The 25641-nt window shown below is 37.5% G+C and carries 21 protein-coding genes; 9 read left to right on the top strand and 12 right to left on the bottom strand.

All coding sequences use genetic code 11. From position 1 onward, the window contains the following. Window positions 1–264: 264 nt before the first annotated feature. The 4 genes from EXE10_RS16960 to EXE10_RS16945 form a co-directional block, all read right to left on the bottom strand. On the bottom strand, window positions 265–1296 hold the full coding sequence (locus tag EXE10_RS16960; protein WP_130114155.1) for an alpha/beta hydrolase: 1032 nt from the start codon (window positions 1294–1296) through the stop codon (window positions 265–267). Beyond that, window positions 1296–2480: a YdcF family protein gene (locus tag EXE10_RS16955; protein ID WP_130114154.1), complete on the bottom strand. Its 1185-nt coding sequence runs from the start codon at window positions 2478–2480 to the stop codon at window positions 1296–1298. The genes EXE10_RS16960 and EXE10_RS16955 overlap by 1 nt, the downstream gene beginning before the upstream one ends. A gap of 12 nt (window positions 2481–2492) precedes the next feature. Further along, window positions 2493–3521, bottom strand: coding sequence for a UDP-N-acetylmuramate dehydrogenase (murB, locus tag EXE10_RS16950; RefSeq protein WP_130114153.1), 1029 nt, complete (start codon window positions 3519–3521; stop codon window positions 2493–2495). A gap of 79 nt (window positions 3522–3600) precedes the next feature. Then, entirely contained in the window at window positions 3601–4113 is a 513-nt protein-coding gene (locus tag EXE10_RS16945) for a low molecular weight protein-tyrosine-phosphatase (protein WP_130114152.1), read from the bottom strand. Between the two features lie 120 nt (window positions 4114–4233). On the opposite strand from EXE10_RS16945, the gene EXE10_RS16940 reads away from it, so the two are divergent. From EXE10_RS16940 to EXE10_RS16930, 3 genes are all read left to right on the top strand, one after another. Further along, window positions 4234–5388 carry an iron-containing alcohol dehydrogenase gene (locus tag EXE10_RS16940; RefSeq protein WP_130114151.1) on the top strand — a complete coding sequence of 385 codons (1155 nt, stop codon included), beginning with the start codon at window positions 4234–4236 and terminating at the stop codon, window positions 5386–5388. A gap of 401 nt (window positions 5389–5789) precedes the next feature. Then, the gene (locus tag EXE10_RS16935; protein ID WP_130114150.1) at window positions 5790–6599 is read left to right on the top strand and encodes an OmpW/AlkL family protein; all 810 of its coding nucleotides are present in this window, start codon (window positions 5790–5792) and stop codon (window positions 6597–6599) included. 138 nt (window positions 6600–6737) lie between these two features. Next, window positions 6738–7172, top strand: a complete 435-nt coding sequence (locus EXE10_RS16930) for an acyl-CoA thioesterase (RefSeq protein ID WP_130114149.1) — start codon at window positions 6738–6740, stop codon at window positions 7170–7172. Window positions 7173–7247: 75 nt separating this feature from the next. Here EXE10_RS16930 and dnaX read toward each other — a convergent pair whose 3' ends face one another. The 5 genes from dnaX to EXE10_RS16905 all read right to left on the bottom strand — a co-directional run bounded on the left by dnaX (window position 7248) and on the right by EXE10_RS16905 (window position 14120). Next, window positions 7248–9398: a DNA polymerase III subunit gamma/tau gene (gene dnaX, locus EXE10_RS16925; protein ID WP_130114148.1), complete on the bottom strand. Its 2151-nt coding sequence runs from the start codon at window positions 9396–9398 to the stop codon at window positions 7248–7250. Window positions 9399–9465: 67 nt separating this feature from the next. Continuing rightward, on the bottom strand, window positions 9466–10215 hold the full coding sequence (locus tag EXE10_RS16920) for a hypothetical protein (RefSeq protein WP_130114147.1): 750 nt from the start codon (window positions 10213–10215) through the stop codon (window positions 9466–9468). Between the two features lie 155 nt (window positions 10216–10370). Next, on the bottom strand, window positions 10371–11633 hold the full coding sequence (locus tag EXE10_RS16915; protein ID WP_130114146.1) for a serine hydrolase domain-containing protein: 1263 nt from the start codon (window positions 11631–11633) through the stop codon (window positions 10371–10373). Between the two features lie 92 nt (window positions 11634–11725). Beyond that, window positions 11726–12580, bottom strand: a complete 855-nt coding sequence (locus EXE10_RS16910) for a MaoC family dehydratase (protein ID WP_130114145.1) — start codon at window positions 12578–12580, stop codon at window positions 11726–11728. Between the two features lie 148 nt (window positions 12581–12728). Further along, a complete protein-coding gene (locus tag EXE10_RS16905) occupies window positions 12729–14120 on the bottom strand; it encodes a 3-oxoacyl-ACP reductase (protein WP_130114144.1) in 1392 nt (463 codons plus the stop codon). Between the two features lie 239 nt (window positions 14121–14359). On the opposite strand from EXE10_RS16905, the gene EXE10_RS16900 reads away from it, so the two are divergent. The 4 genes from EXE10_RS16900 (at window position 14360) to EXE10_RS16885 (ending at window position 19364) form a co-directional block, all read left to right on the top strand. Continuing rightward, window positions 14360–15895 carry an acetyl-CoA C-acetyltransferase gene (locus EXE10_RS16900; protein ID WP_130114143.1) on the top strand — a complete coding sequence of 512 codons (1536 nt, stop codon included), beginning with the start codon at window positions 14360–14362 and terminating at the stop codon, window positions 15893–15895. Window positions 15896–16165: 270 nt separating this feature from the next. Beyond that, complete coding sequence (gene mdh / locus EXE10_RS16895; protein WP_130114142.1) at window positions 16166–17338, top strand: iron-dependent methanol dehydrogenase; 1173 nt, start codon at window positions 16166–16168, stop codon at window positions 17336–17338. Between the two features lie 185 nt (window positions 17339–17523). Next, window positions 17524–18363, top strand: a complete 840-nt coding sequence (locus EXE10_RS16890) for an SDR family oxidoreductase (RefSeq protein WP_130114141.1) — start codon at window positions 17524–17526, stop codon at window positions 18361–18363. 38 nt (window positions 18364–18401) lie between these two features. Then, window positions 18402–19364 (top strand): alpha/beta hydrolase, encoded by a 963-nt coding sequence (locus tag EXE10_RS16885; protein WP_130114140.1) that lies wholly within the window; start codon window positions 18402–18404, stop codon window positions 19362–19364. 50 nt (window positions 19365–19414) lie between these two features. On the opposite strand, the gene EXE10_RS16880 is transcribed toward EXE10_RS16885, so the two are convergent. Continuing rightward, complete coding sequence (locus tag EXE10_RS16880; RefSeq protein WP_068976145.1) at window positions 19415–20596, bottom strand: transcriptional regulator; 1182 nt, start codon at window positions 20594–20596, stop codon at window positions 19415–19417. A gap of 372 nt (window positions 20597–20968) precedes the next feature. On the opposite strand from EXE10_RS16880, the gene EXE10_RS16875 reads away from it, so the two are divergent. Then, window positions 20969–22480 (top strand): aldehyde dehydrogenase family protein, encoded by a 1512-nt coding sequence (locus EXE10_RS16875; protein WP_068976146.1) that lies wholly within the window; start codon window positions 20969–20971, stop codon window positions 22478–22480. 416 nt (window positions 22481–22896) lie between these two features. Here the strand turns inward: EXE10_RS16875 and EXE10_RS16870 are convergent, their stop codons facing one another. After that, on the bottom strand, window positions 22897–23769 hold the full coding sequence (locus tag EXE10_RS16870; RefSeq protein WP_130114139.1) for a LysR family transcriptional regulator: 873 nt from the start codon (window positions 23767–23769) through the stop codon (window positions 22897–22899). 132 nt (window positions 23770–23901) lie between these two features. Between EXE10_RS16870 and EXE10_RS16865 the strand changes: the two genes are divergently transcribed. After that, window positions 23902–24819: an AEC family transporter gene (locus EXE10_RS16865; RefSeq protein ID WP_130114138.1), complete on the top strand. Its 918-nt coding sequence runs from the start codon at window positions 23902–23904 to the stop codon at window positions 24817–24819. 66 nt (window positions 24820–24885) lie between these two features. On the opposite strand, the gene EXE10_RS16860 is transcribed toward EXE10_RS16865, so the two are convergent. After that, window positions 24886–25488 (bottom strand): 2-hydroxychromene-2-carboxylate isomerase, encoded by a 603-nt coding sequence (locus EXE10_RS16860; protein WP_130114137.1) that lies wholly within the window; start codon window positions 25486–25488, stop codon window positions 24886–24888. Between the last annotated feature and the right edge of the window lie 153 nt (window positions 25489–25641).

Raw genomic sequence — 25641 nt, 5'->3', positions numbered from 1 at the left:
TTCTTAATGAATTATTTATCACCTCGTCAGTGATAAATAAGACGCAATAAACACTCAACAACTTAACCCTGTAAGCTAAGTTCGTTTGCTGTATCGCGTCGGGATGCAGTGCATTCTATAGATTTTCAAAACTAACGCAAGCCCTATTTTCAACAAAAACCATCGTGTGATTATTTTTCAAACAAAATGCGCTAAAAATGACATTATTCATCTATTTTTTAGTCAATTTATTTAAATCAAACCTATAACATCTATTTAAAATTATTATTCATAGTAGTCCCCACCTGATTGGGCATGTAAAAAAGCAGGAATAAGACCTGTGAGTGCTGCACGAATATCTGCACGCTCATTGATGAGTTGGTGTGAACCTTCTTCTAAGATCAATAAGGTTTGCAATCTGAATTGGCGACGAACAAAATCAATATTGTATTTCCAATCAACAGTCTGATCTTGTGCACCTTGAGCCAACCAAACAGGAATACGGCATTTCGGGTAATCCTCCATTTCCTGCATCCATTTAGACATCGCTAAAATCCAATCCATTCCCATCATTCTCGGTTGTAAAGGATCTTTTAAACGGACAAAACGTAAAAATTCTGGATTATGGTTATTTCTTTTGAAATGACGTGGCACTTCTTTTTTTATTCGTCGAATAATGCCTAAACCAATCGAGTTATGCCACCACGCTGTTTTTGCAGGACGTACCAAAGGTGAAAGTAATAATACTCGCTCTACAATTGGGTTTTCACGTTTTTGCGCATATTTAAGTAAATGATGCATCCAAATCGCACCACCAGTACTTTGTCCAATTCCCAACCAAGGCTTTGGCAATTGTGCTGAATTTTTAACATATTGATAAACTGAATGTAAAACCTGCTGATAGTGATCAAAATCTTTAATATTTGCAGGTGACCCATCACTTAAACCATGCCCAGGTAAATCATAGGTGATGACACTAAAGCCTTGCTCTAATATTTCTTTGATAATCGGTTGATAAATACCACTATGTTCTAAGTAGCCGTGAAGTAAAAATACGCTACCTTTTATTCTTTCAGTTTTTGGTTTAAACACTTGTACATGAAGTTTAAACAAAGGCATTTTGATATAGCCTTGCCAGTGCTGACAATCTAGCTGATCAAAACCATACAAACGTTGATAAGACTTAATTTCTTTATTGGCAATATATTCACGATTTAAATTTAATGCTTCTAATAATAATGGTGTGGTATCTCGATTTGGTACAGGTAAATCAAGTTGCTTTAAAATCGTTGGATTTAAAAATGGAATATCTGCCATTAAGGCACCTCTCTACAGCCACTTGATCCGAACAACATATCGCGGATTGTTGCTAATGTTTCGTAATTTGCACGACGGCTATGATCATAATTTTGTTTGCTTGGTTGCCATTCACTAAGTTGCGTCGGCATTGGCGCATTAACTGGAATGGTTTCTATACCACTTAGTGCAAATAATCGTCTTGTTCTAGGCATATGATAACGATCTGTGACTAATAGTACTGTTGGCGCTCCACCTTTCTTTTGTAAAAGTAATGAACTAAAACGTGTATTTTCACAAGTGTTCATACTGCGGTTTTCGAGCAATTTTGCTTCCACACCACGTTCTGCTAACCATTTTTGCATATAAGGTGCTTCTACACCGCTCAAAACGATGGGGAGTTTATTTTGCTTTTCCAGTGCTAAAGTTGTTTCCAATCTTAATCGTGTATATTCATTTACAATAATATCTTTTTGATTTTTATCGAGTGTTAATCCACCACCCAAAACAACGATTGCATAGGGTTGGCTTGATTTTAAACTCTCTCGATTTTGTTTATTCGCATCAGAACCATTTTCAACAACGTCAGTGACTTGTGAGCTCGCCAATTCTGCATCAACCGCAACTGCATCTCCCACCAATAATGCTTCATCGATTTGATGGGTTTTTAAGAATTTCAAATATTCATCCATTAAAGCTTTATTGTCTTCACTATTTAAATCCAATAATGCTTTAACAGTTTCACTTGACTGATCACTCACAACACCAGAAGCCACTGCCTCTAAGCTTGCTTGTTCAGAATTGACTTGTTCTGAAAGCAAAGGAATAACAGGGTTATCCAGCTCTTGTTCTTCACTTTTTTGTTCTTGGGAAATTTTTTCTTGTAAGGCTTTATATCTCAATTGTAGCAACATTAAATCTTGTGCATTTTTACTTTTTATTTCCTCATCTAAAAGTTTCAAATACGCTTGACGTGCAATCCATAAGTCAGAACCTGGTTCAAGTGTATTTTCTTCTGACAATGCTGCCTTTTGTTGACTTTGCGCTGCAACCTGATCCACTTCAACAGGAACGACATGATTTAGAATTTTCACCATTAAATTGGAGTAAAATGGTGTATACCAAAAAACCACCAGACAGCTCAATAAGACGAATAGTATCGCAACTATTCGTACAAATCTGACCATCCAATGTTGTTTCACCATAAACTTACTCTATTAATGGTTTTGAATTAAACCTTGCTCATTGAAAAGAACAGGTTCAGGTTCTAAATGTACACCAAATTTATCATAAACATCTTTTTGTACCGCTTGAAAAGTTGCTTTCACATCTTTCAATGTTGCATCAGCATAATTTACCAGTACTAAAGCTTGTTTATGAAACATACCCACTTGCTCAAATCGTTTACCTTTCCAACCTGACTGATCAATCAACCAACCTGCGGCAATTTTAACTTGATTATCTTTTTGAGGATAATGTGGAATATTAGGGAATTTTTCAATTAATTGTGTAAAATCTTGTTGATTAATAATTGGATTTTTAAAGAAACTCCCAGCATTTGGAAATTCTTTTGGGTCTGGTAATTTACTTTGGCGAATCTGAATTACTTGTTTTTGCAAGTTTTCAGGCGTAATTTCATCTCCCATCGCAGCTTTCAAGTCACCATAATTCATTTTTAAATCAGCATGTTTTAATAATTTAAAAATAACATGGGTGATCACATAACGATTTGGATCGTCTTTAAAAATGCTGTGTCGGTATGAGAATTGACAATCAACCGCTTGAATGTGCTGTGTTTGCTTACTTTGACGATCATAAACCTCAACAGATTCAATAAACTCGCCTGCTTCAACACCATAAGCACCAATATTTTGTACAGGTGACGCGCCAACTAAACCCGGAATCAATGCGAGATTTTGTAAACCATACATTTTCTGTTCCGTCGTCCATAACACAAAATCATGCCAAACTTGACCCGCCCCCACTCTGAGGGTTGCAGTATTTTCATCTTCTGCGACTAACTCAATACCTTGAATATCTATCGCGATCACAAGTGCATGAATCTGTTCAGGAAGCATCATATTACTGCCTCCTGAAAGGAGTAAAACATTTAAATTTTGCTGTTGAGCAAATTGCAAAGCTTCTTCAAGTTCAGCAACAGATTGAACTTTAACAAAATGAGAAGCTGTTGCGCTCAAACTTAAGGTATTGAATGGCTTTAGTTGAACCTGAGATTCAATATTCATTATCTAAATTATTTCCTAACGATGTTCTAAAGCAATTTGCTAAAATCACCTTGTAAAATGATAATTGAATTTCAATCAATTATTTATATTGAAATTGCTGTTGCAAAACATTGACCCAAGCTTGGCTACTTGATTCACATTGATCAATGACGCGTTCAAAACCGTCTGCTTCTCCATAATAAGGATCGGGTAAGGCTTGTTGCGGATATTGCTGATCATGTTCACTCATCAATGCAATTGTAGACCTGATTTGACTTACACTAAACTGTTGAATGGCTTGTTTTAACAAATCTTGGATATCATCAAAATTTTCATGATCCATCGCTAAAATTAAATCAAAGTCCAAAAAATCCTGTGTTTTTAGCTGTCTAGCTCTTAAAGAAGAAAGATCATAGCCTCTTTTTATTGCATGTTTTTGACTACGACTATCTGGAGCTTTATTCGGGTGATAATTACTTGTTCCCGCCGAATCAACAATAACATTTAATTGTTTTTCATCACAAAAATGTCGTAACACCACTTCAGCTGTTGGAGAACGACAAATATTTCCCAAGCACACACATAGAACTTTGTATGGCGTTTTGGATGACATAACAACCTCAAATGATCATTTATTTTATAAAGTCTTATGTTAAGTTATTTAGCAAGCGAATCCTATAGAACTGTAAAACAATAATGTTTAATTTGTGATGATAGATTAAGGATAATACACATGAGTCATTTTCAATTTCAGACTGTCGCCAATATCATTTCAGGGGTAGGTTCGATTCAAGAACTTAAAAATATTTTAGCCCATAAATATCAGAAAGCCTTAATTGTCACCGATGCAGGAATGATTCAACATTCACTCCATTTACCTATTTTAGAAATATTAGAACAATCTCAATTAGAGCATGAAATTTATTCAGAAGTTCAAGCTGATCCTGCTGAAAGCATTGTGTTATCTGCCGTTGAGTTCGCTAAACAAAGAAATGTCGATGTGGTGATTGGTTTTGGTGGTGGTAGCTCAATGGATGTTGCCAAACTGATTGCAATATTGGCAAATCCAAAACAAACTCAAACCATTCAAGAAATCTATGGTGTGAATAATGCCCAAGGTCCTCGTTTACCTTTGATTTTAATTCCTACTACAGCGGGGACTGGTTCTGAAGTAACACCTATTTCTATCGTTACCACAGGTGAAACCACCAAAACAGGCATTGTTGCACCTATTTTATATGCTGATGTAGCAATTTTAGATGCAACATTCACCACAGGCTTACCTGCACATATCACCGCGGCAACAGGTATAGATGCGATGGTGCATGCAATCGAAGCTTATACTTCAAAGATTAAAAAGAATTTTTATGCAGACATGCTTGCCAAACAAGCACTCAAACTGTTGAATAAAAATTTAAAATTAGTTTTAGAAGATGGTTCAAATTTAGAAGCACGTCAAAATATGCTACTAGGTTCGATGCTCGCAGGTCAGGCTTTTGCCAATGCACCAGTCGGTGCTGTGCATGCACTTGCCTATCCTTTAGGTGGGCATTTTCATTTATCGCATGGGCATACCAATGCTCTCGTTTTACTTGAAGTATTAAAATTCAATGCACCTGACGCAAAAACACATTATGCAGAACTGATGCAATGGCTAAATCCATATAGTAAAGGTAGCATCGAAGGTTTATGTGATCTCTTTATTGATCATATGCAAAGCCACCTAGACAATAGCGGTTTAACCTTAAAACTACGTGATTTAAATGTACAAGAACATCAACTTGAAACTTTAGCCAATGATGCGATGTTACAAACACGACTTTTGCAAAATAATCCAAGAGCAATGCAACAAGAAGATGCTCTGAAAATTTATCAAGCGATTTATTAACACCGCTCTTATAGTAAGGAGGTAAAGCTTTTTGATGAATTAAGACTCATCAATAAGCTTTTATCCCCTAAAGTTCAAACTCATCCAGACTTAACCTCCCAATCAAGCAACAACTAACTGCTTCTTTATTAATCTTTTCTCATACTATGAAAATAACATTAAGTTGAAATTACAGCCAAATAATCATCTGTTTTTTAACCATTTAAAATAAAGCATATTTTTAAACATTTAATAATAAGTATTATATTTTCAGTAATTTATTACAAATCAATAAATTAATTACATCTTAACTGATTGTTTTTTAATTTATCTTTCATTTAATTTTTAAAATAATTACTCTAGAATCGCTGTCCATCTTAATCGGAAAATTAAGATCACTTACAGCATCGGAAAATCATTCTATGAAAAAACTCAGCATCGCGATCTTACCTTTAGTCGCATTCGGCTTAAATACGGTTACACATGCAGCCACTTCAGATGGCAAAACATTTGGTGTATCAGCTGGTTGGTTACATGTAATGCCACAAAGTAGCGGTCAAGGTGTCTATGGTAAAACTGGTAATTCACCATTATTAGGAGCTATGGCAAATCTACAAGCAGCCAATCCTGATGCTGGTTTTGAAGTACAAGATGCTGATACAGCAGGATTAATGCTTGACTATTTTGTAAATGATAACGTTTCATTAGAATTAACTTTGGGTGTTCCGCCTGAGATGAAGCTTGCAGGCAAAGGTGCTATTAAGCTTGGAAATGAAACGATACTTGATTTAAATCAATTTGATAAAGCGGCAACGACTGATGCCTATACACCTACGATTTCTGCACGTTACCACTTTGGGTCCATTAACAATAAAATCCGCCCATATGTAGGTGCAGGCTTAATGTATGCACACTTTTCAAATGTAGAAACAGATTCTGCAATTAATGATGCATTAAAAGCTACTAAACTCGCCCCATTCAATCCACAATTGGGTAAAGTTAAAGTTGATGATGCTGTAGCACCTGTTGCAATGCTAGGTATTGATTACAGTATCAATAAAAATTGGTATGCAACAGCGTCAGTTTCTTATGCTCATCTCACAACAAAAGCTAAATTAAATGTCAACGGCACAAACCCATATACTGGTGGTTCGATGACTTTAATTTCTGGTCAAAGCGATATCGAAATTAAACCAATCGTGACCTATTTAGGTCTAGGTTACCGTTTCTAATTGATTTTCATCAATTAAGCTTAAAGCCTATTCGCTTAAACTGAATAGGCTTTTTTATGTCATAAATAAAACTAAAAACTTGAATCTATGTGACAAGTTGGTTAAAACAGAAAGATAATATCCAAATGTAAAACTCAAATGAAACCTGAAATAAAAAATCGTAACGATTACCCTTTTCTATTCCCGATCCAAACCCGCTGGGCAGATAATGATATTTATGGGCATGTGAATAACGTGACTTATTATAGTTATTTCGATACTGCTGCAAATGCTCTACTCATTCAAAAAGCAGGCTTTGATATTCATCACTCACCAATTATTGGTTTAGTGGTCAATTCATCATGTAATTTCTTAGAAGAACTGACTTATCCAGAAATCATTGAAGTCGGCGTTGCAATTGCTAAAATCGGAAATTCTTCATTGACTTACGATCTCGCCATTTTCAAACAAGGAAAAGGTGAAGCATCTGCACAAGGTCAATTTGTCCATGTATTTGTAGAACGTGAAACTAAAAAAAGCACCTCGATTCCACAAGAAATGCGAGATGCTTTAAAAAATTATTTAATCAAATAAATAATACATCAATAAAAATGCCTGACTAAGTACAGGCTTTTTTTATGACTTCATATCCATATTAAGCAGAATCAATTACTTCAGTTGTATATTTTCCAACTGACCATCAAATGCTTCCATTAAACTTTTTACAATAGGCTCTTGATGAAGCATTTCAGATGCACGATCAAATGCACGAACCTTCCGCTCACGTTGCATCATAAATGGCGTAATTGTCTCAACTTCACCATATTGCACATTAAATACGGTACTTGACCATTGTTGTTTTAGTGATGCCTCAAGATCATGTTGAGTCTGGTTGAGTAAGTTCTCATATTGTTTTGAAGTTTGAAACGTAGATTGACCATTGATCGTACCGATCATCAAACCATGTTGCGCCAATTCTTGCACAGCGGGAGAAAGCGAACTATTTCTAAACCAATATTCCCACTTATCCACCGTCCACTCACCTTCAAGAATTTGAGGCTGTAAGCTTAAAATTTCTTGTGGCGTTTGATGATGACTCGATTGAACTAGATGTGTTGTAGTGACTTGAGTCTGAGTGCTTTCATGTTGTGAATGATCTTGCTGCACTGTTTGAGTATGTTCCTGAACAGCATTTTCAACAGCTACACTTGTATCAGCAATTTCACGATCAGACTCAGGCGCTAAAAAGAAAACATCTTGGGTTTGATCCTGCACCACAGGTTGAGGTGATATTTCACCACCAAATAAAGTCAAACTCGGTTCTGACGCTTCAACTTGCACGACTTGCTGTATTTCAGAATTAACAACTACACTTTGAACGTCTGCAACAATCTGTTCATTTTCCGATTGTTCTAAATGCTGAATATTTTCATTCTGTACATTCGTAAATTGATCATTTGAATTTTCAACTTCTTCATCTAAATAATCATCACTACTTGGCTCAGGATCAGCAACAGATTGCTGTGCCAATTGTTCTTCTACTTCTTCTAAATCTGGATCAAAAGATGATGAGTCTTGTAATTGAACCTCTTGAACTGGTACTGCTTGCACCGCTTCAGGATTTAACGGTGCGCTATTTAAAGATGAGTTACTTTCAATAACAACATTTGATTCAATTTGCTGAGAAACTTGTTGCTGGAAAACTTGCTGTTGCGAAACCACAACTTCATTGACTTGAGTTGGTCTAAATGCCAATAAACGCAACACCGTCATTTCAAAGCCTTGCTCTTGTGTAACAGCAAGTTGTAACTCTGCACGACCTTTACATGCGATTTGGTAATACAATTGTAAGTCCTGAGCGGAAACCAATTGCGACAAGGTCATAATTTTCTGATTAATTTCAGCACTATATTTCAGGCTTAAATCAGGTAAATATTGCAACATTGCCAATTCATGCAAGGTCGAAATAAACTGATCTAAAACCAATGAAACATCTAAAGCTTGCTGCCTGAATTGCAACAACAATTGGCTGACACGTTCACGTTGATTTTGATGAATTGCTAAGATCAAATCATAAATAATGGTGCGATCAATCAACCCCAACATTTCTTTAACATCTTGGTGATGAATTGCACCTTGACCATAAGCGATCGCTTGATCCGTCAAAGATAGTGCATCACGCAATGAACCTTGTGCAGATTCAGCAATTTGCCAAATCGCATCTTGTTCAGATTGAATTTCTTCTTTATTAAGAATATTGGTGAGGTGATGAGTAATTTCATCAACAGCAAGTGGACGTAAGGTAAATTGCAAACAACGTGAAATTACTGTGATCGGCAACTTTTGCGGATCTGTCGTTGCAAATAAAAATTTCACATGCTCAGGCGGTTCTTCCAATGTTTTTAACAAAGCATTGAATGAATGCGTTGACAGCATATGTACTTCATCGATCAGATAAACCTTGAAACGACCTTGAGTCGGTGCATAAGGTACGTTATCCAAGAGTTCACGAGTATCTTCAACTTTGGTACGTGAAGCAGCATCGATCTCGATCAAGTCAATGAAACGCCCTTCATTGACGGCTTTACAGGTTGCACACACTTCACACGGCGTAGAGGTCACACCAGTTTCGCAGTTTAAACATTTTGCTAAAATACGTGCAATTGTGGTCTTACCCACGCCACGTGTTCCCGTGAACAGATATGCATGATGTAAACGTCCACGATCTAAAGCACTGGTTAACGCACGTGATACGTGGTTTTGTCCAACCAATTCATTAAAGTTGCGTGGGCGATATTTACGTGCAAGTACCTGATACATGAAAGCTCCTCATTATAGCTATAAGGATACTGTTTTTTTGATGATTAGTGAATGAAGAACTATAGAGTTATTTCTTATGAGAGATAATTCGATCAATTTCTTCAAATTTGACGATTTTAATGATGTTGTGCTTTGCTGTTTGATTGAGAAGAATCGCCTTATCTTGAAAACTATCAACAATAATCCAGTTCTCTTTATCTTTGTTTTTTAATATCGTAATTGGTGCAGATTCATTAAGCCTTTTCAATTTTGTATCTGCAACAAAACAAGTGGCAATTAAAGACATAAAAATCATAATGAAAATTACTATTTCTTTATCTTTTCTAATCTGATTATCTGAAAAAATAGTCAACATCCCCCCAACTAGCACTGAAATGAACAATAATTCACTAAAATAAATAACTTGACCTGAACTTTTAAAAATGATTCCGAATAACCACAGTATCACTGCATAAGCAAGCAATACAAAAAGAATTTTTCCAAGCTCATATTTTTTTTGATTTTTATTTATAAACTGAGTGGTTTCTTTAATATTTTGATCTTTTACAATGACTTTTTTCTTCTTTACGTACTTATAAAATCTCACTGTTAATACTTTATATTGATAAACAAAAAATGCATTAAAAAAAATGACAACACTCAGCGCTGTTATGACTTTTATAATATCCATAACATAAAATGTTGGTGACAAAACCGACATTACCCATATAGCATCTAATGAATAATAAAAGTATGTATTAGCTAACACAGATATTGTTAATGCTACAACTGACAAGATACCAAATAATTCTGAAATCGAAAATTCTTTTTTAATCATTCAATTGAAATCAATAGTTATTTTGAATCCTTTTAACACAACATCTATAAATCGTAAAGTGCCATATTTTTTACTACCATGTTAAAAAATCAAAAACATTATAGGAATGCCCGATTTTAAATTTCAGGCATCAACCCAAGCATTTAAATAACTGCTTAAAACCAGCCTTTACTACCTTTAACCAATCTATCTGCACAACGCAAAGTTTCTTGAGTCAGTCCCCATAGACGATAATCCCCTGTAATCGAACCAATCGCAAAGTTATGCGTATAAGCAAAACTGAGTTCACGTTGCGGGTCGCACCAAGCACCTGAACCATTATAACCAATATGCCCAAAACCTTTTTTCGCACGTTTCCCCATCGTAATGACACGATGATAGCCCAGACGCCACTTCATCGGGATTGGCATCACACGGTCACGTTTAATCGATTGGATCTGGCTTAACTCAGCGAAAATTTCGGGACGAATAAATACCTTACCGTCCCATTCACCCTTATTTGCCATCATGGCATAAATTTTCGCTAAACTATTTGAACTAAATACGCCATTGGCAGCAGGAATAATCGCTTGCAAACCTTGATCACTAAAAAAGCTAAAATCACGCATGCCTTTAGGCACCATCGCATCTAAAAAATCTTGCGGATTTTGCCCTGTCATTTCCGCCAATTTATCTGAGAAGGATGCTTTTTTTTGTTTGCTTTTAGGTTTTTTTGATTCCGCTTGGGCGGGTGCTGTACTTTGCTTTTTTGGAATTAATCGGGCAACACGAGACAATTCATGCGCAGGCACACCAAAATAAGCACCATCTAACTGTAAAGGTTCAACCAAATACGTTTGCATTAAATCTGTTAATGTTCGCCCAGTTGCTTTCTCTAATACACCACCCACCAACCAGCCAAATGTAATGGCTTGATAAGCAATATCTTCACCGATTTCAAAACGTGGGGTCGCCTGTTCCATGACATTCAGCATGTGTTGCCAATCCGCCATTTCAACAGCACTTTCAATGATATTACGAATATCATATAAACCACTTTGATGACTCAGAATATGACGCAAAGTCATTTTTTCCTTACCATTTTGCCCAAATTCAGGCCAATAATTTACAACAGGAAGATCATAATCAACCAAGCCCTCACTCACTAAAATATGCGCAAGTGTAGCCAAAATGCCTTTACCTGTGGAATAACAGACAGAAAGCGTTTGATCATTCCATTGTTCTGTTTGAGTTTTTTTACCCGTATAAATATCGACAACTTTTTGACCTTGAAAATAAACGGTCAGTGCAGCACCACCATGCTCAATCCGACCATCCTGTAAACGACTAAATTGAGTTGCTAAATCTTGAAAACGTTCATCTACAACGCCTTGATAATTTTTGGTATTTGCAAAAATAATATCCGTTAAACCACTCATCGTCCTGCCCATTCTTATCAATTTTCGTTTACTTTTTTATTCCAAAAAAAAGCCTAAATCATCTCGACTTAGGCTTCCTATACTATGGTAAATTATATTGCTTTGACTATACCTGAAACATGCGGTTTTTGTGATTTTTGATTACGGATCAAGAAATCTGTAGTTTTTCCTGTTTCAGCAGTTAAAAATTCTACGGTTGATGGCAAATACATCGGTAGTTTAAAGAAAACATCGGCTTCATAAGCATCTGCTAAATTCAAACTTGCCAAGACACGTGCTTTACTCCACATTCCGTGAGCAATTGCTTGTTTAAAGCCGAAAGCTTTAGCCGTTACAGCATGAATATGAATCAAGTTGAAATCACCAGAAGTCATTGCATAACGACGACCTGTATTTTCAGAAACATTCCAAACGGCTTGTACTTGATAGTTTGGTTCTTTCGTTTCTTTGGCTTTTTCAGCAACAGAACCATCCGTCTTTTGGCGTGCAAGATAAGTCGTTAAACCTTCCATCACCACTTCATTACCCACTTTTGCGGTGGTAATAAAATCAAACTGCACACCTTTATCATGTGGCTTTAACTCGCCAAATTTACAAGACAAGGTCAACTGTTCATTTACACCGACTTTACGGGTTTGTTTGATTTGATTACGAATATGAACCAGACCTAAGATTGCAAATGGAAATGCTTCTGTTGTCATCATATGCATTTGCAAACTTTGCGATAAAACCGCTAAATAAATCGCAGGAATATACCCATTATTTTTAAAACCACACACTTCGTTATAGGCTTTTAAATGTTTTTGATCGACTTTGAACGAATCCACCACATATTCAACTTGCGGTAGAACCTTTTCACCTTTCGGTTTTTTAAAAATCAAACCTTGTATTACTTTTGGATAAGCTAAATAAGGTTTTGGAAGTTGACTAAAATGGCGAGTATTCATACTAAACCTTTGATTTTTTCTAATCTATCTGATGGATTCCTTCTCCTTAGCATGGATTAAGGAGAAAACTGGAAAGGCGAAATGTATCGTAATTAAACTCCACCTCTCCCTAACCCTCTCCTTCAAGGAGAGGGAATAAAGCGACTGATTAAGCCCCTAACAAGCTCTGACCGCATACACGTACAACGTTACCATTTAAACCTGTAGATGCTGTAGATGCAAATAATGCAATCGTTTCAGCAACATCGACTGGTAAACCGCCTTGGCTCATAGAGTTCATACGGCGACCTGCTTCACGGATTGCAAAAGGAATCGCAGCAGTCATTTGAGTTTCGATGAAACCAGGGGCAACAGCATTAATCGTAATACCATCTTTCAGCACTGGTGCAGTAAATTTAACTAAACCAATCACACCTGCTTTAGATGCTGCATAGTTAGTTTGACCTAAGTTCCCCGCGATACCTGAGATCGATGATACACAAACGATACGACCATTTGCATTCAAGCCGTCATTTGACAATAAATAGTCATTAATACGTTCAGCAGCAGACAAGTTAATGTTGATCACAAGATCCCATAACTCAGGCTTCATATTTGCCAAAGTTTTGTCACGTGTAATCCCTGCATTATGAACGATAATGTCTAAACCGCCTTGAGCCACAGCAGCAGTTTTGATTTTCTCACCCGCATCCGCAGCTGTAATATCAATCGCTAATGTAGAACCACCGATTTCACCCGCAACACGATCAAGGTCAGCTTGTTGTGGTGGAACATCTAGACAGATAACATGCGCGCCATCACGAGCCAATACATGTGCAATCGCTTCACCAATACCACGACTTGCACCTGTCACTAAAGCTGTTTTGCCAGCTAAAGGTTTTGCCCAATCAACATCGATAACATTGCCTTTAGATACACGAATCACTTGACCTGATACATAAGCAGAACGTGGAGAAATCGCAAAACGTAAAGTTGATTCTAAATTTTGACCTGCATCCGCATCCACAAGAATCAAATCGGCAGCGATACCTTTTTTAAACTCTTTACCAACTGATTTTACAAAACCTTCTAGTGCACGTTGTGCAATTGCTTGTTTGATCGTCGGTGCAGTTTCAGGTGTTAAACCAATCACAATCACACGACCAGAAGTTGCAATTTGACGTGCAACTGGATTAAAGAATTTATAAAGTTCATCTAATTGTTCTGAGTTTTGAATACCAGAAGCGTCGAAAACCACTGCTTTGAATTTAGACTCTTTATCACCTTCGTTAAATGCACCCACATTTAAACCAGACTTTGCAGCAGCTTGTTGTAGTTCTGCGTTATTTCCTGCATAGGTATTTGCATGAATATTACTGAGAACCTGTGCAATTTCACCTGAAAATTGGCTATTTGGTGCCGCACCAAATAAAACAGCGCCTTTTACAACCGGTGTAGGCGACTCAAAACGTTCGATTTGAATCGGTGATGGTAAACCCAAATTTTTAATGACAAATTTACCAATTGGAGATTTTGCAAATGCTTGGTATTGGTCAGACATGTTTCTTATCTCTCATCTAATTAATTGTATATGGAACTTAAGCGATCTTTTAACTTCAATGCAATCTCAGATACTTATCATACAAATGTTCCATAAGTTTCAGTTTAATAATACTTGAGTTGCAATAATGATGACTTGACCTGAAAGAATATGCAAATGTCATTATAGTCAATTCAGCCCATAGATGATTATGTTAATGTAACACTTAAGAAAATTGCGAACATGCTTGGAAAAGCCTTATGAGCAAAACAACTCAAGAAAATTCAAACGTTGAAAATACTGCGACAGAGACTGTGTCAAATACATCAAAACCTCGTGCCCGTACGAGTAAAAATGTTAACACAAACACTACAGCAGCGACTGCAACAAGTACGACAAAAAAACCGACTCGTACAACTACAACAGCTCCACGTAGTAAAGCAGCGAGCACAACGGTTAAAAAAGTGACTTCTTCATCTTCTAAAACTCAAACTTCTGGTCAACAGGATAAAACTATGAGTCAAAATACTGTACGTCGTGTTGCAATCATCGGTGGTAACCGTATTCCTTTTGCACGTTCAAATGGTCCATATTTCAAAGCTTCTAACTCTGACATGCTCACAGCAGCATTAAACGGTCTAGTAGAACGTTTTAATTTACAAGGTCAGCGTTTAGGTGAAGTGGTTGCAGGTGCAGTATTGAAACACAGCCGTGACTTCAACATGACACGTGAATGTGTACTCAGCACTCAACTTGCACCTGAAACCCCTGCTTACGATATTCAACAAGCATGTGGTACTGGCTTACAAGCAGCGTTCCTTGTTGCAAATAAAATTGCACTTGGTCAAATCGAAGTGGGTGTTGCAGGTGGTGTAGATACAACTTCTGATGCACCAATCGCGTTTGGTGATGGTTTACGTAAAGCTTTACTTGAACTTAACATCGCAAAAACAGGTAAAGATCGTTTAAAAGCATTAGCAAAAATCAATGTTAAAGATTTGATGGATGCACCTAAAAATGGTGAGCCACGTACTGGTTTGTCAATGGGTGATCACCAAGCAATCACGGCTTTAGAATGGGGTATTCCTCGTGAAGCACAAGATGAGCTTGCTGCATCTTCTCATCAAAAAATGGCGAAAGCTTATGAAGAAGGTTTCTTCGAAGATCTGATCACGCCATTCTTAGGTTTAGAAAAAGACAATAACTTACGTCCAGATTCTTCTGTAGAAAAACTTGCAAAACTTAAGCCTGCTTTTGGTAAAGGTGATACTGCTACCATGACAGCGGGTAACTCTACGCCACTGACTGACGGTGCTTCTGTGGTACTTTTAGCATCTGAAGAATGGGCTAAAGCCAATGGTCATGAAGTTCTTGCTTACTTAACGTTCACTGAAACAGCTGCTGTAGACTTCCTTGGTAAGAAAGAAGGTTTATTGATGGCGCCTGCTTATGCAGTTCCACGTATGTTGGATCGCGCAGGCATCAAACTTCAAGATTTTGATTATTATGAAATTCATGAAGCTTTTGCATCACAAGTGCTTTCTACTTTGAAAGCTTGGGAAGATCCTAAGTTCTGTAAAGAACGTTTAGGTTTAGATGCACCATTGGGTTCAATCGATCGTAGCAAATTAAACGTAAAAGGTTCTTCTTTAGCTGCGGGTCACCCATTTGCTGCTACAGGTGGTCGTATCCTTGCTACTGCTGCAAAATTGATTAACCAAAAAGGTTCAGGTCGTGTACTCATTTCGATCTGTGCTGCGGGTGGTCAAGGTGTAACAGCGATTGTAGAAAAATAATTTTCCTGCAATCTATGTATGAAAAAAGCATCCTTTTTAAGGGTGCTTTTTTATGTCGTTTAATTCTAGAAAATTATATTACTATGAAATATAATTTTTAAATTAAAAATATTATTCATAAATTTCAAAAAGATATAAGATAAAAATCTTCAATATAATTTGGTAGGTGTTTCGTAGGTTTAAAAAAAAACCTTCAACCAAGATACTCAATCTCAAGGTGATCAACACCTGATGGAATGATGAAATAACAATGGTAGAAGGAATCGCACCATGGCTTTTAAAAATATTGCAGATCAAACAAACGGTTTTTATATCCCTTGCGTATCACTTTTTGGACCTGGTTGTGCCAAAGAAGTTGGTGTAAAAGCGCAAAATTTAGGGGCGAAAAAAGCACTTATCGTCACTGATGCTGGCTTATTCAAATTCGGCGTTGCAGACATTATTGTCGACTATCTAAAAGAAGCAGGTGTAGACAGCCACGTTTTCCCAGGCGCAGAACCAAACCCAACGGACATTAACGTACACAACGGTGTAAATGCTTATAATGAAAATGGTTGCGACTTTATCGTATCTTTAGGTGGTGGTTCATCTCATGACTGCGCTAAAGGTATTGGCTTAGTGACAGCGGGTGGCGGTCATATCCGTGATTATGAAGGGATTGATCAAAGTAAAGTACCAATGACACCGCTTGTTGCGATCAATACAACTGCGGGTACTGCATCAGAAATGACGCGTTTCTGTATCATCACTAACACTGATACTCATGTAAAAATGGCGATTGTTGACTGGCGTTGTACACCACTTGTTGCTATCGACGATCCTAAGTTAATGATTGCAAAACCAGCTGCATTAACTGCTGCAACAGGTATGGATGCATTAACTCACGCTGTTGAAGCTTATGTATCTACTGCTGCAAACCCAATCACAGATGCATGTGCTGAAAAAGCAATTGCGATGATCAGTGAATGGTTAAGCCCTGCTGTTGCGAACGGTGAAAACCTAGAAGCGCGTGATGCAATGGCATATGCACAGTATCTTGCTGGTATGGCATTTAACAACGCTTCATTGGGTTATGTCCATGCAATGGCGCACCAATTAGGTGGTTTCTACAACCTACCACACGGCGTATGTAATGCAATTTTATTACCGCACGTATGTGAATTTAACCTTATTGCATGTCCGGATCGCTATGCGAAAATTGCACAGCTAATGGGTGTAAATACTGATGGTTTAACTGTGACTGAAGCTGCATTTGCTGCTATCGAAGCAATCCGCGAACTTTCTGCATCAATCGGTATCCCAAGTGGCTTAGCTGAGCTTGGCGTGAAAGCTGAAGATCATGCTGTAATGACTTCAAATGCTCAAAAAGATGCTTGTATGTTGACCAACCCGCGTAAAGCAACGGATGCTCAAGTGATTGGTATCTTTGAAGCCGCGATGTAATCGTTACTCCCATTCAGTTTAAATTTTACTACTGTTTCACTTCTCTACTTTGGGGAATATCACTTCGGTGATATTCCCTTTTTTTATTTCAATTCTCAAAATGACAACATATATTGTCAAAAATACAAACTATGCTTATGATGCTTAAAACACCGTTAAAATAATTCAATACAGAGAATCTAAAAATGGCAAATGAGAAAATAATCGTCATTACAGGTGCGAATACCGGCATCGGGCTAGCAACTGCAGAAACTTTTGTCAAAGATGGGCATCATGTGATCATTGCATGTCGCAACCCTGCAAAAGCGAAGATTGCGCAACAGCAGTTACAATCCTTAAATAAAGGACAAGTTGATGTGATTGCTTTGGATTTAAATAGTCTCGAGCAAGTTAATCAAGCCGCCAATGAAATCATTGCCAAATACGAAAAAATTGATGTTTTAGTGAATAATGCAGGCATGATGACACCCGAGCTAGAAGCCACAGTCGATGGTTATGAAAAGCAATTTGGTGTGAACTATCTCGGCCCTTTCCTCTGGACCATGAAACTGCTTCCTTTAGTTAAAAAAGCTGAACATGGTCGCGTGATTAATCTAGCATCAATGATGCACGTTTTAGGTTCAATCAAACCAGAGCACTTTAAAGCCGATCACATCAAAAAATATAATGGCGTAATCAGTTATGGCAACAGTAAACTTGCCAATCTTTTATTCAGTAATGCTTTAGCCAAACAGCTTGAAGGGACAAATGTCACCAGTAATGCGCTACATCCCGGTGGTGTAGATTCAGAAATCTATCGTGAACTACCGAAATGGCAATATGCTATTATCAAACTTGGATTGATTCCACCAACAAAACCTGCTGAACTGATTAAGAAAATCGCTTTTGATCCGAAATGGGCAAAACGCAATGGTGATTATGTGAGTTTGCAAACGCCTGCTTTTAAATCCGCAAAGGCAAAGAACAAACAACTTGCACAACAACTTTATGATCAGTCTTTACAAATGGTCAGCTCGTACCTTTAATTTTTATAAATTAACTTTCATATTCACAGGGAAATCAAATGACTACAGCACAATTGAAGTATCAACCTGATATACTTGGCTCAGGTTATGAACAATTAACCATCAACCTCCCTGATGACTATGAGGGTAAAGTCACAGCAACCTTGGTACGTAAAAAGGCATCGCAAACAACAAACAAAGCCGTGTTATATATCCATGGATTTATTGATTATTTCTTTCAAACAGAAATGGCAGAACAATTTAACCAACATGGTTATGACTTTTATGCACTCGATCTGAGAAAATACGGTCGCTCATATTTACCACATCAAAAATATTATTATGTGCTGAACTTGAATGAATATGATGCTGAAATCACTCAAGCTTTAGAGATCATTGGACAAGAAGGTCATAACAGTGTGCTTTTATCTGGGCACTCTACAGGTGGTTTAATTACAACACTCTATGCTGCACACTATCCAAATCATCCATTGATCAAAGCACTGTGGTGTAACAGTCCATTTTATGATTTTAATATGCCTGCATGGAAGAAAAAACTTGCTTTGCCACGTCTAGCCGCACTAGGTAGACATTTACCAAAACTAAAATTCCCAAGTGAGTTGAATAAATGGTATGTACCAAGCCTGCATCAAAAATTTCATGGTGAATGGAATTTTGATTTAAATTGGAAAAAGGATTCCTATCCTTTCGCCTACCTCAGTTTCGTTCATGCTATTTTTGAAGCACAGAAAGAAATCCATGCAGGCACACAAGTGAATGTTCCCACCTTAATTATGCATTCACATAAAACCAGTTATCCTAAAAAATTCAATCGGAATGCTCAAACAACTGACGTTATCTTAGAAGTTAAAGACATTGTTAAATATGGAAATAAATTACAAGGTGATGTCAATGTCATGACAATTCAAAATGGATTGCATGATTTAGTATTATCTGCACCAGATGTGCGCGCAAAAGTTTATGCTTCTCTTTTCCAATGGCTAGAACAAAAAGAAATCTAAGCCATTTCTATAAACCATTTTAGTTGAAACAACCTTTCGGCTGCTGCGCATCACTGTTCATCTTTATATTTAAGTAGAACTTGATGTGCAGGATGCCCTTCAGGTGTTAACTCAATCAATCGCTCAACTGCATCAATCGCTTCTGGAAAATGCGCAAGATGTTTCAACAATACATCCGTTTCATTGGCTTTAAAGATCGCTTCACTTAAACGTGACTCTAAACAATCGCGCCAAGCACATAAGAATGGACTTTCTGTTTTTGCTAAAAATACGCCTTTACACAGTTTTAAAGCAGATTCGGTATAACCTGAATCTAGCGCATTCTCTGCTTGCAGAAAATCAGCCTCAACATGTGCCAATAAACGATACGGGCGAGAGCCTAACATTCCCCCTAAAATATCGCGTAATTGCGACATTTCAGCTTTTAGAGTCCCCACACTCACCTTTCGCTCACCATAAAGTGATTGATGTAAATTTTCTAAATTCATGCCCTGAGGGCATAAAGCGAGAATGGTCAGAATTTCAATTTGGCGTGGTGTGAGTACGACAATTTTCCCATTAAATAAAACTTGTGGAACTGCAAAAGCACGGATAAATAAATGTTGTTGCTGATATTCCAATAATGCTGACTGGATAATCGAAGCACAGCGCTCTGCGGCTAACAGCCCTAGACTATTGTGATTATTCCATGTGGTTGAAAGATCAATCACACCCAGTACTTGTTTTGAATAAGGATCAATGATGGGAGAGGCATAACAAACCCAATCATGCACAGATGACATAAAATGTTCACTGGAAAATACACAGCTTGATTGTTGGGTTTTCAAGGACAAAGCCAGTGCATTGGTTCCAACCAAATCTTCACGCCACTGCCCGCCAGCTACGAAATGAACACGTTCTGCAGCACTACGCATTTGACCACTGGCTGCCGACCAAATAATGGTACTACCGATATCACCGACAGCAGCAACCATCGAAGACTGCTCAGCAATATGTCTAAGTTCATCACCACAATGTTCTATGGCTTTTTCAAGTACTGATTTACGCTCTGCTTTGACATTCATCAGCGGTGCAGCATCACGATCTTTAGGAATCGCAGCAGATTTTGAACGTTGCCATGAACTTGCTATGCTTTGACCGAGCTGATCTGCATGTTTTAAAGACAAACTGCTACTTTGGCGTAATTGCTCAATTAGATTTCGCTTATGGGTTAACTCTTTCTGGCTCAACATACGCTACATTCCTATGTAAATTGGCTAAATTTCCCAAATCCTTTCTTCTTTATTTTTTTATTCCAGTAACTATGTTTATAAATTACTTTATCACACTAACACAACTCCCTTAGCCCTCGTCAACACAACTACTACCAAAGCGTTAGAATAAGGCTAAAATTTATTTTTCATCTCGTTTTTTCGACCAACAAGAAAACATTGTCAAAGATTAAAGCATAGCCCAAATCCTCTTAATTTTTCATCCAACCTTTCTCCTACCTTTGCCTCTCTATGCTCAATTCATCATGTAAAGAATGACTTTCGTCATACATGCAATTTTAAACATCATGCCTATTTCATTCAGTGCATGAAAATAAGTAAAGGGATATTCTTATGCGTTATGTAGATCCAAACCAACCTGGTTCAAAAGTACAATTCAAAGCTCAATATGAAAACTTTATTGATGGAAAATGGGTTCCACCTTTAAAAGGTGAATATTTTGATAATATTTCTCCAGTAGATGGTAAAGCATTTACCAAAGTTCCTCGTTCTTCTGCAGAAGACATTGAACTTGCTCTTGATGCTGCGCATAAAGCAAAAGCGAGCTGGAACAGTTCTTCTCCGACCACTCGTTCAAATATTTTATTGAAAATTGCAGATCGCCTAGAAGAAAATCTTGAACTTCTTGCAGTCGCTGAAACTTGGGACAATGGTAAACCTGTCCGCGAAACGCTTGCAGCAGATATTCCGCTTGCGATTGATCACTTCCGTTATTTTGCAGGCTGTATCCGTGCACAAGAAGGCGGCATTTCTGAGATTGATGAAGATACGATCGCTTACCATTTCCATGAGCCTTTGGGTGTAGTGGGTCAAATCATTCCTTGGAACTTCCCAATTTTGATGGCAACGTGGAAACTTGCTCCTGCTTTGGCTGCGGGTAACTGTATTGTCTTGAAACCTGCTGAGCAAACGCCTGCAAGTATTTTAGTTCTTGTTGAATTGATTCAAGATTTACTCCCTGCTGGCGTACTTAACGTAGTCAATGGTTTTGGTATCGAAGTGGGTCGTCCACTTGCTACAAATCCACGTATTGCGAAGATTGCATTTACTGGTTCAACTGCGGTTGGTCAGCAAATCATGCAATATGCGACTGAAAACATCATTCCTGTAACGTTGGAACTTGGCGGTAAATCTCCAAACATCTTCTTTGAAGATATCATGGACAAAGATGATGAATTCCTAGACAAAGCGCTTGAAGGTTTTGCAATGTTTGCATTAAACCAAGGTGAAATTTGTACTTGTCCATCACGTGCCTTGGTTCAGGAAAGCATCGCTGATAAATTCTTGGAAATGGCGGTTGAACGTGTAAAACGTATTAAAACGGGTCATCCTTTGGATACAGATACCATGATTGGTGCACAAGCATCTCAAGAGCAACAAGACAAAATCTTGGGTTGTATCGCTACAGGTCGTGCGGAAGGTGCGCAAGTGCTGACAGGTGGTGGCGATCGTCATGAAGTGGGCGAAGGTTTCTATATCGAACCGACCATTTTCAAAGGCAATAACAGCATGAAAATTTTCCAAGAAGAAATTTTCGGACCTGTACTTTCTGTTGCTACTTTCAAAGATTATGACGAAGCAATCAAAATTGCCAATGATACAATTTATGGTTTAGGTGCAGGTGTTTGGTCACGTTCAGCACATACGTCTTATCGCGCAGGTCGTGCGATTCAGGCGGGTCGAGTTTGGACTAACTGTTACCACATCTACCCTGCGCATGCTGCATTCGGTGGTTATAAGAAGTCTGGTATCGGTCGTGAAAACCACAAAATGATGCTTGATCATTATCAACAAACTAAAAACTTACTTGTAAGCTACTCAACTAAAGCAATGGGCTTCTTCTAAGTTTTAAATTTGAATTTTGTGTGATTTAAAGCGAACTTCGGTTCGCTTTATTTTTTATGTCGCGAATTAAAAACAGATGTTACACACTTTAAAAACTATGCGCCTTTCAAACTGTTTTAGAGCATACTCGGCGGAGTCTTACGTCGAAAGTTTTAATTTCAGGGTTAGCCTGCGGCTCGCCCTACTTTTTTTTCGGAAAAATGAGAAGCGAAGCTTCGCAAGAAAACCACCTTGCGGAGCGTTGCTCCTCATCGCAAAACTCGTCAATTACCATCTTTTGATTGATATATCGCGGAAACATTAACTTACAGATGTAGTCCTGCCTCAAACAGTTGCGAATGACGTTACCGTGTATCCAATTTTATTGAGAAACAAAAAGTGTTTTAACTTACTGCATAACATTTTTAAAATAAAACTTAAACCTTTTGCGCAATCTCTATAAACGCCTTCACAATCGGGCTGATCTGCTTTTTATTCTTTACTGCCAAGCCGATTGACCTTTTAATATTCGGTGATAAAGGCAATTTCTGCACATTGGGAAATAACGTCATCAATTCCTGATTCAACGCCATATCAGCCACAATTGAAACCCCTGCATGGTTATTCACCATATTAATGATGGTTAAAATCTGCGAAAAATGACACTTAATTTTAGGGCTTAGATTAGCTTTTCTAAACATTTCAGTAACATGACTTTGACTGCCTGCTGAAGTCATTAAAAATGGATGCTCGACCAATTCCTGCAAACGCACGGCACTTTGTTTAGCAAGTTCATAAGATTTTGGAATCAAAGCCACAAAAATATCATTCATAACAGAAAAGGTATCAAAACACTCATCAGGCAACACTACAAAACCCACATCAATACTGCGCTCCTGAATCCATTGTGCAATATCTTTGTCTGTACCCTCTTTGATAAACACTTCAATATTGGGATATTCAATGCTAAATTTTTCTAAAATCAGTGGAATCAGTACATTGGATGAAGATGCACCAAAAGAGCCAATACGCAAAGTTCCTGAATGAAAACCATGAATATCCGAAATTTCTTGTTTTAATTGATTGGAAATATTAAGAATTTCCTGCACATGCAACAACAGACGAGCGCCCGCTTCAGTGAGTTCCACTTCGTTATGATCACGATGGAATAAGGTCACTGCCCAATCTTGTTCCAAACTTTTAATTGCATGAGAAATCGCAGATTGCGAAATTTGCAAATGATGTGCCACGACTGTAAAACTTTTCTGCTCTGCCAAAAGCGCAAAAATACTTAATTGGGTAAAAGTCATGCACACATTGCTCATGAGTAAAAACTCATTTTACCATGAAGTATTATTAGGAATATCCTATATTCAAATTCAGCTATCAATTGTCACAAATGAATTGTTTCAGCCCAATTCAGTAAGGATCAGGCAGCGCACATGTTACAAATGATCAATATTCTATTTTCACCGATTGCTCTGATTACCCTGGGATTCTATCTATTCCAATCACATACTTTGGATGAAAAATTTTGGAATGGTGCTGAAAAGCTGAATTATTATGTACTGTTTCCCTCATTGCTGTTTAGTTCGTTGGCGAGTGCCAATATGCACATGGGACACCTCGACAGCATTTTGATGGTGATCTTTGCCATGATGGTGATCATCATTGTCAGTACCTATGTTTTTGCCAAGCTGAATAAAAGCCCTGATGCACATTTCGGAGTGTATATCCAAAGTCTGATTCGTTTTAATACCTATATTGGGCTTTCAATTGCAACCACACTATCCAATCCTGAAATTAAAAGCATTTTGGTGAATATTTTGGCAATCGCCATTCCTTTTGTAAATGTAGTGTCCATTCTTTCACTGACACCGAAAAATCAATTAAATATCAAAAATATTGCGATTTCATTGATCAAAAACCCTTTGATTAATTCCTGTATTCTTGGCATTGCTTTTAACCTATTACAGATTCCGATTTGGACGGGTTTTCAAAGTCTGCTACAGGCTTTTTCCAACAGTAGCTTAATGTTAGGTTTGCTGTGTGTTGGTACGGCAATTCAATTTAAAGGCGTGCAAGCCTATTTCAAAACCGCATTCATCATTAGCTTGGCAAGATTGTGTATCATTCCGATCATGACATTTATTGTATTGCAATTTTTTGAGCTGAGTTACACAGCCGTTGTCGCTATCATGATTTTCTTTTCGATTCCAACAGCTTCCGCTGCTTATATCTTAACTAAACTGCTCAATGGTGATTATCAGTTAATGGCAGCGGTGATCAGTCTACAAACGATTTTGTCAGTATTTACATTGGCAATCATGCTGATGCTTGTGCAGACTTATTATTCTTAAAATAAAAAAGACTCTGATAGATCAAGAATCAAGCCTTGATCTATTTCATTCACATTAAACCAATCATTAAACTGATGAATTTTCAGCTAATTCCTGTTCCACAAAATGTAAATGATCAACACCCCAATACATTTCATCCCCCACAAACCAAGTTGGCGCACCGAAAACACCTCGTTCAATCGCTTCTTCAGTCACTTGTTTAAGCTGATTTTTAACTTGATCATCGGCAAGCCAAGCCTGTACCTGATCAATATCAAGTTCTAATGATTGAGCCAATGCAACCAATTCACTCATATCATTTAAATTTTTAGGCTGTCCAAACATGGCATCAAATAAACCCTGCAACACTTTTTGAAAATTTTCAGGCTGATACAGTTGCACGGCTGCAATCAAACGCATCAGGTTCAAGGTATTAATCGGGAAATACGGATTCATTTGCACAGGAATATTCCAAAGTTTTGACCATCTACCCAAATCAATCATCGAATAACGTGCTTTGGCAGGAACCGCCATCGGACTGCTATTCCCTGTTGCTTTAAAAACACCACCCAATAGCATCGGTTTCCAAATAATTTCTGCTTGATGTTGCGTTGCAATCTGCTGAATACGGTAAAAACCCACATAACTATATGGACTACCAAAATCAAAATAGAATTCCACTTGTTTCATTTATTTCATCCTTTATCAATATTTTGTGATTTCAAATTCATTTATTCTATTACTTACTTTTAAATAACTAACTGATGTTACGTACTTCAAAAGAACAACATTGTTTTCAAGTTTACTTGGCGGAGTCTTACATCAAAAGTTTTGATTTAGGGG

The sequence above is a fragment of the Acinetobacter sp. WCHAc060033 genome (assembly GCF_004209125.1).
Lineage (GTDB): Bacteria > Pseudomonadota > Gammaproteobacteria > Pseudomonadales > Moraxellaceae > Acinetobacter > Acinetobacter wuhouensis.
This window is presented reverse-complemented; position numbering and strand designations above follow the sequence as displayed.

Bases quoted from the DNA above. Each gene is read 5' to 3' on its own strand.
- EXE10_RS16960 (WP_130114155.1), bottom strand. From the start codon at position 1,296: ATGGCAGATATTCCATTTTTAAATCCAACGATTTTAAAGCAACTTGAT.
- EXE10_RS16955 (WP_130114154.1), bottom strand. From the start codon at position 2,480: ATGGTGAAACAACATTGGATGGTCAGATTTGTACGAATAGTTGCGATA.
- murB (WP_130114153.1), bottom strand. From the start codon at position 3,521: ATGAATATTGAATCTCAGGTTCAACTAAAGCCATTCAATACCTTAAGT.
- EXE10_RS16945 (WP_130114152.1), bottom strand. From the start codon at position 4,113: ATGTCATCCAAAACGCCATACAAAGTTCTATGTGTGTGCTTGGGAAAT.
- EXE10_RS16940 (WP_130114151.1), top strand. From the start codon at position 4,234: ATGAGTCATTTTCAATTTCAGACTGTCGCCAATATCATTTCAGGGGTA.
- EXE10_RS16935 (WP_130114150.1), top strand. From the start codon at position 5,790: ATGAAAAAACTCAGCATCGCGATCTTACCTTTAGTCGCATTCGGCTTA.
- EXE10_RS16930 (WP_130114149.1), top strand. From the start codon at position 6,738: ATGAAACCTGAAATAAAAAATCGTAACGATTACCCTTTTCTATTCCCG.
- dnaX (WP_130114148.1), bottom strand. From the start codon at position 9,398: ATGTATCAGGTACTTGCACGTAAATATCGCCCACGCAACTTTAATGAA.
- EXE10_RS16920 (WP_130114147.1), bottom strand. From the start codon at position 10,215: ATGATTAAAAAAGAATTTTCGATTTCAGAATTATTTGGTATCTTGTCA.
- EXE10_RS16915 (WP_130114146.1), bottom strand. From the start codon at position 11,633: ATGAGTGGTTTAACGGATATTATTTTTGCAAATACCAAAAATTATCAA.
- EXE10_RS16910 (WP_130114145.1), bottom strand. From the start codon at position 12,580: ATGAATACTCGCCATTTTAGTCAACTTCCAAAACCTTATTTAGCTTAT.
- EXE10_RS16905 (WP_130114144.1), bottom strand. From the start codon at position 14,120: ATGTCTGACCAATACCAAGCATTTGCAAAATCTCCAATTGGTAAATTT.
- EXE10_RS16900 (WP_130114143.1), top strand. From the start codon at position 14,360: ATGAGCAAAACAACTCAAGAAAATTCAAACGTTGAAAATACTGCGACA.
- mdh (WP_130114142.1), top strand. From the start codon at position 16,166: ATGGCTTTTAAAAATATTGCAGATCAAACAAACGGTTTTTATATCCCT.
- EXE10_RS16890 (WP_130114141.1), top strand. From the start codon at position 17,524: ATGGCAAATGAGAAAATAATCGTCATTACAGGTGCGAATACCGGCATC.
- EXE10_RS16885 (WP_130114140.1), top strand. From the start codon at position 18,402: ATGACTACAGCACAATTGAAGTATCAACCTGATATACTTGGCTCAGGT.
- EXE10_RS16880 (WP_068976145.1), bottom strand. From the start codon at position 20,596: ATGTTGAGCCAGAAAGAGTTAACCCATAAGCGAAATCTAATTGAGCAA.
- EXE10_RS16875 (WP_068976146.1), top strand. From the start codon at position 20,969: ATGCGTTATGTAGATCCAAACCAACCTGGTTCAAAAGTACAATTCAAA.
- EXE10_RS16870 (WP_130114139.1), bottom strand. From the start codon at position 23,769: ATGACTTTTACCCAATTAAGTATTTTTGCGCTTTTGGCAGAGCAGAAA.
- EXE10_RS16865 (WP_130114138.1), top strand. From the start codon at position 23,902: ATGTTACAAATGATCAATATTCTATTTTCACCGATTGCTCTGATTACC.
- EXE10_RS16860 (WP_130114137.1), bottom strand. From the start codon at position 25,488: ATGAAACAAGTGGAATTCTATTTTGATTTTGGTAGTCCATATAGTTAT.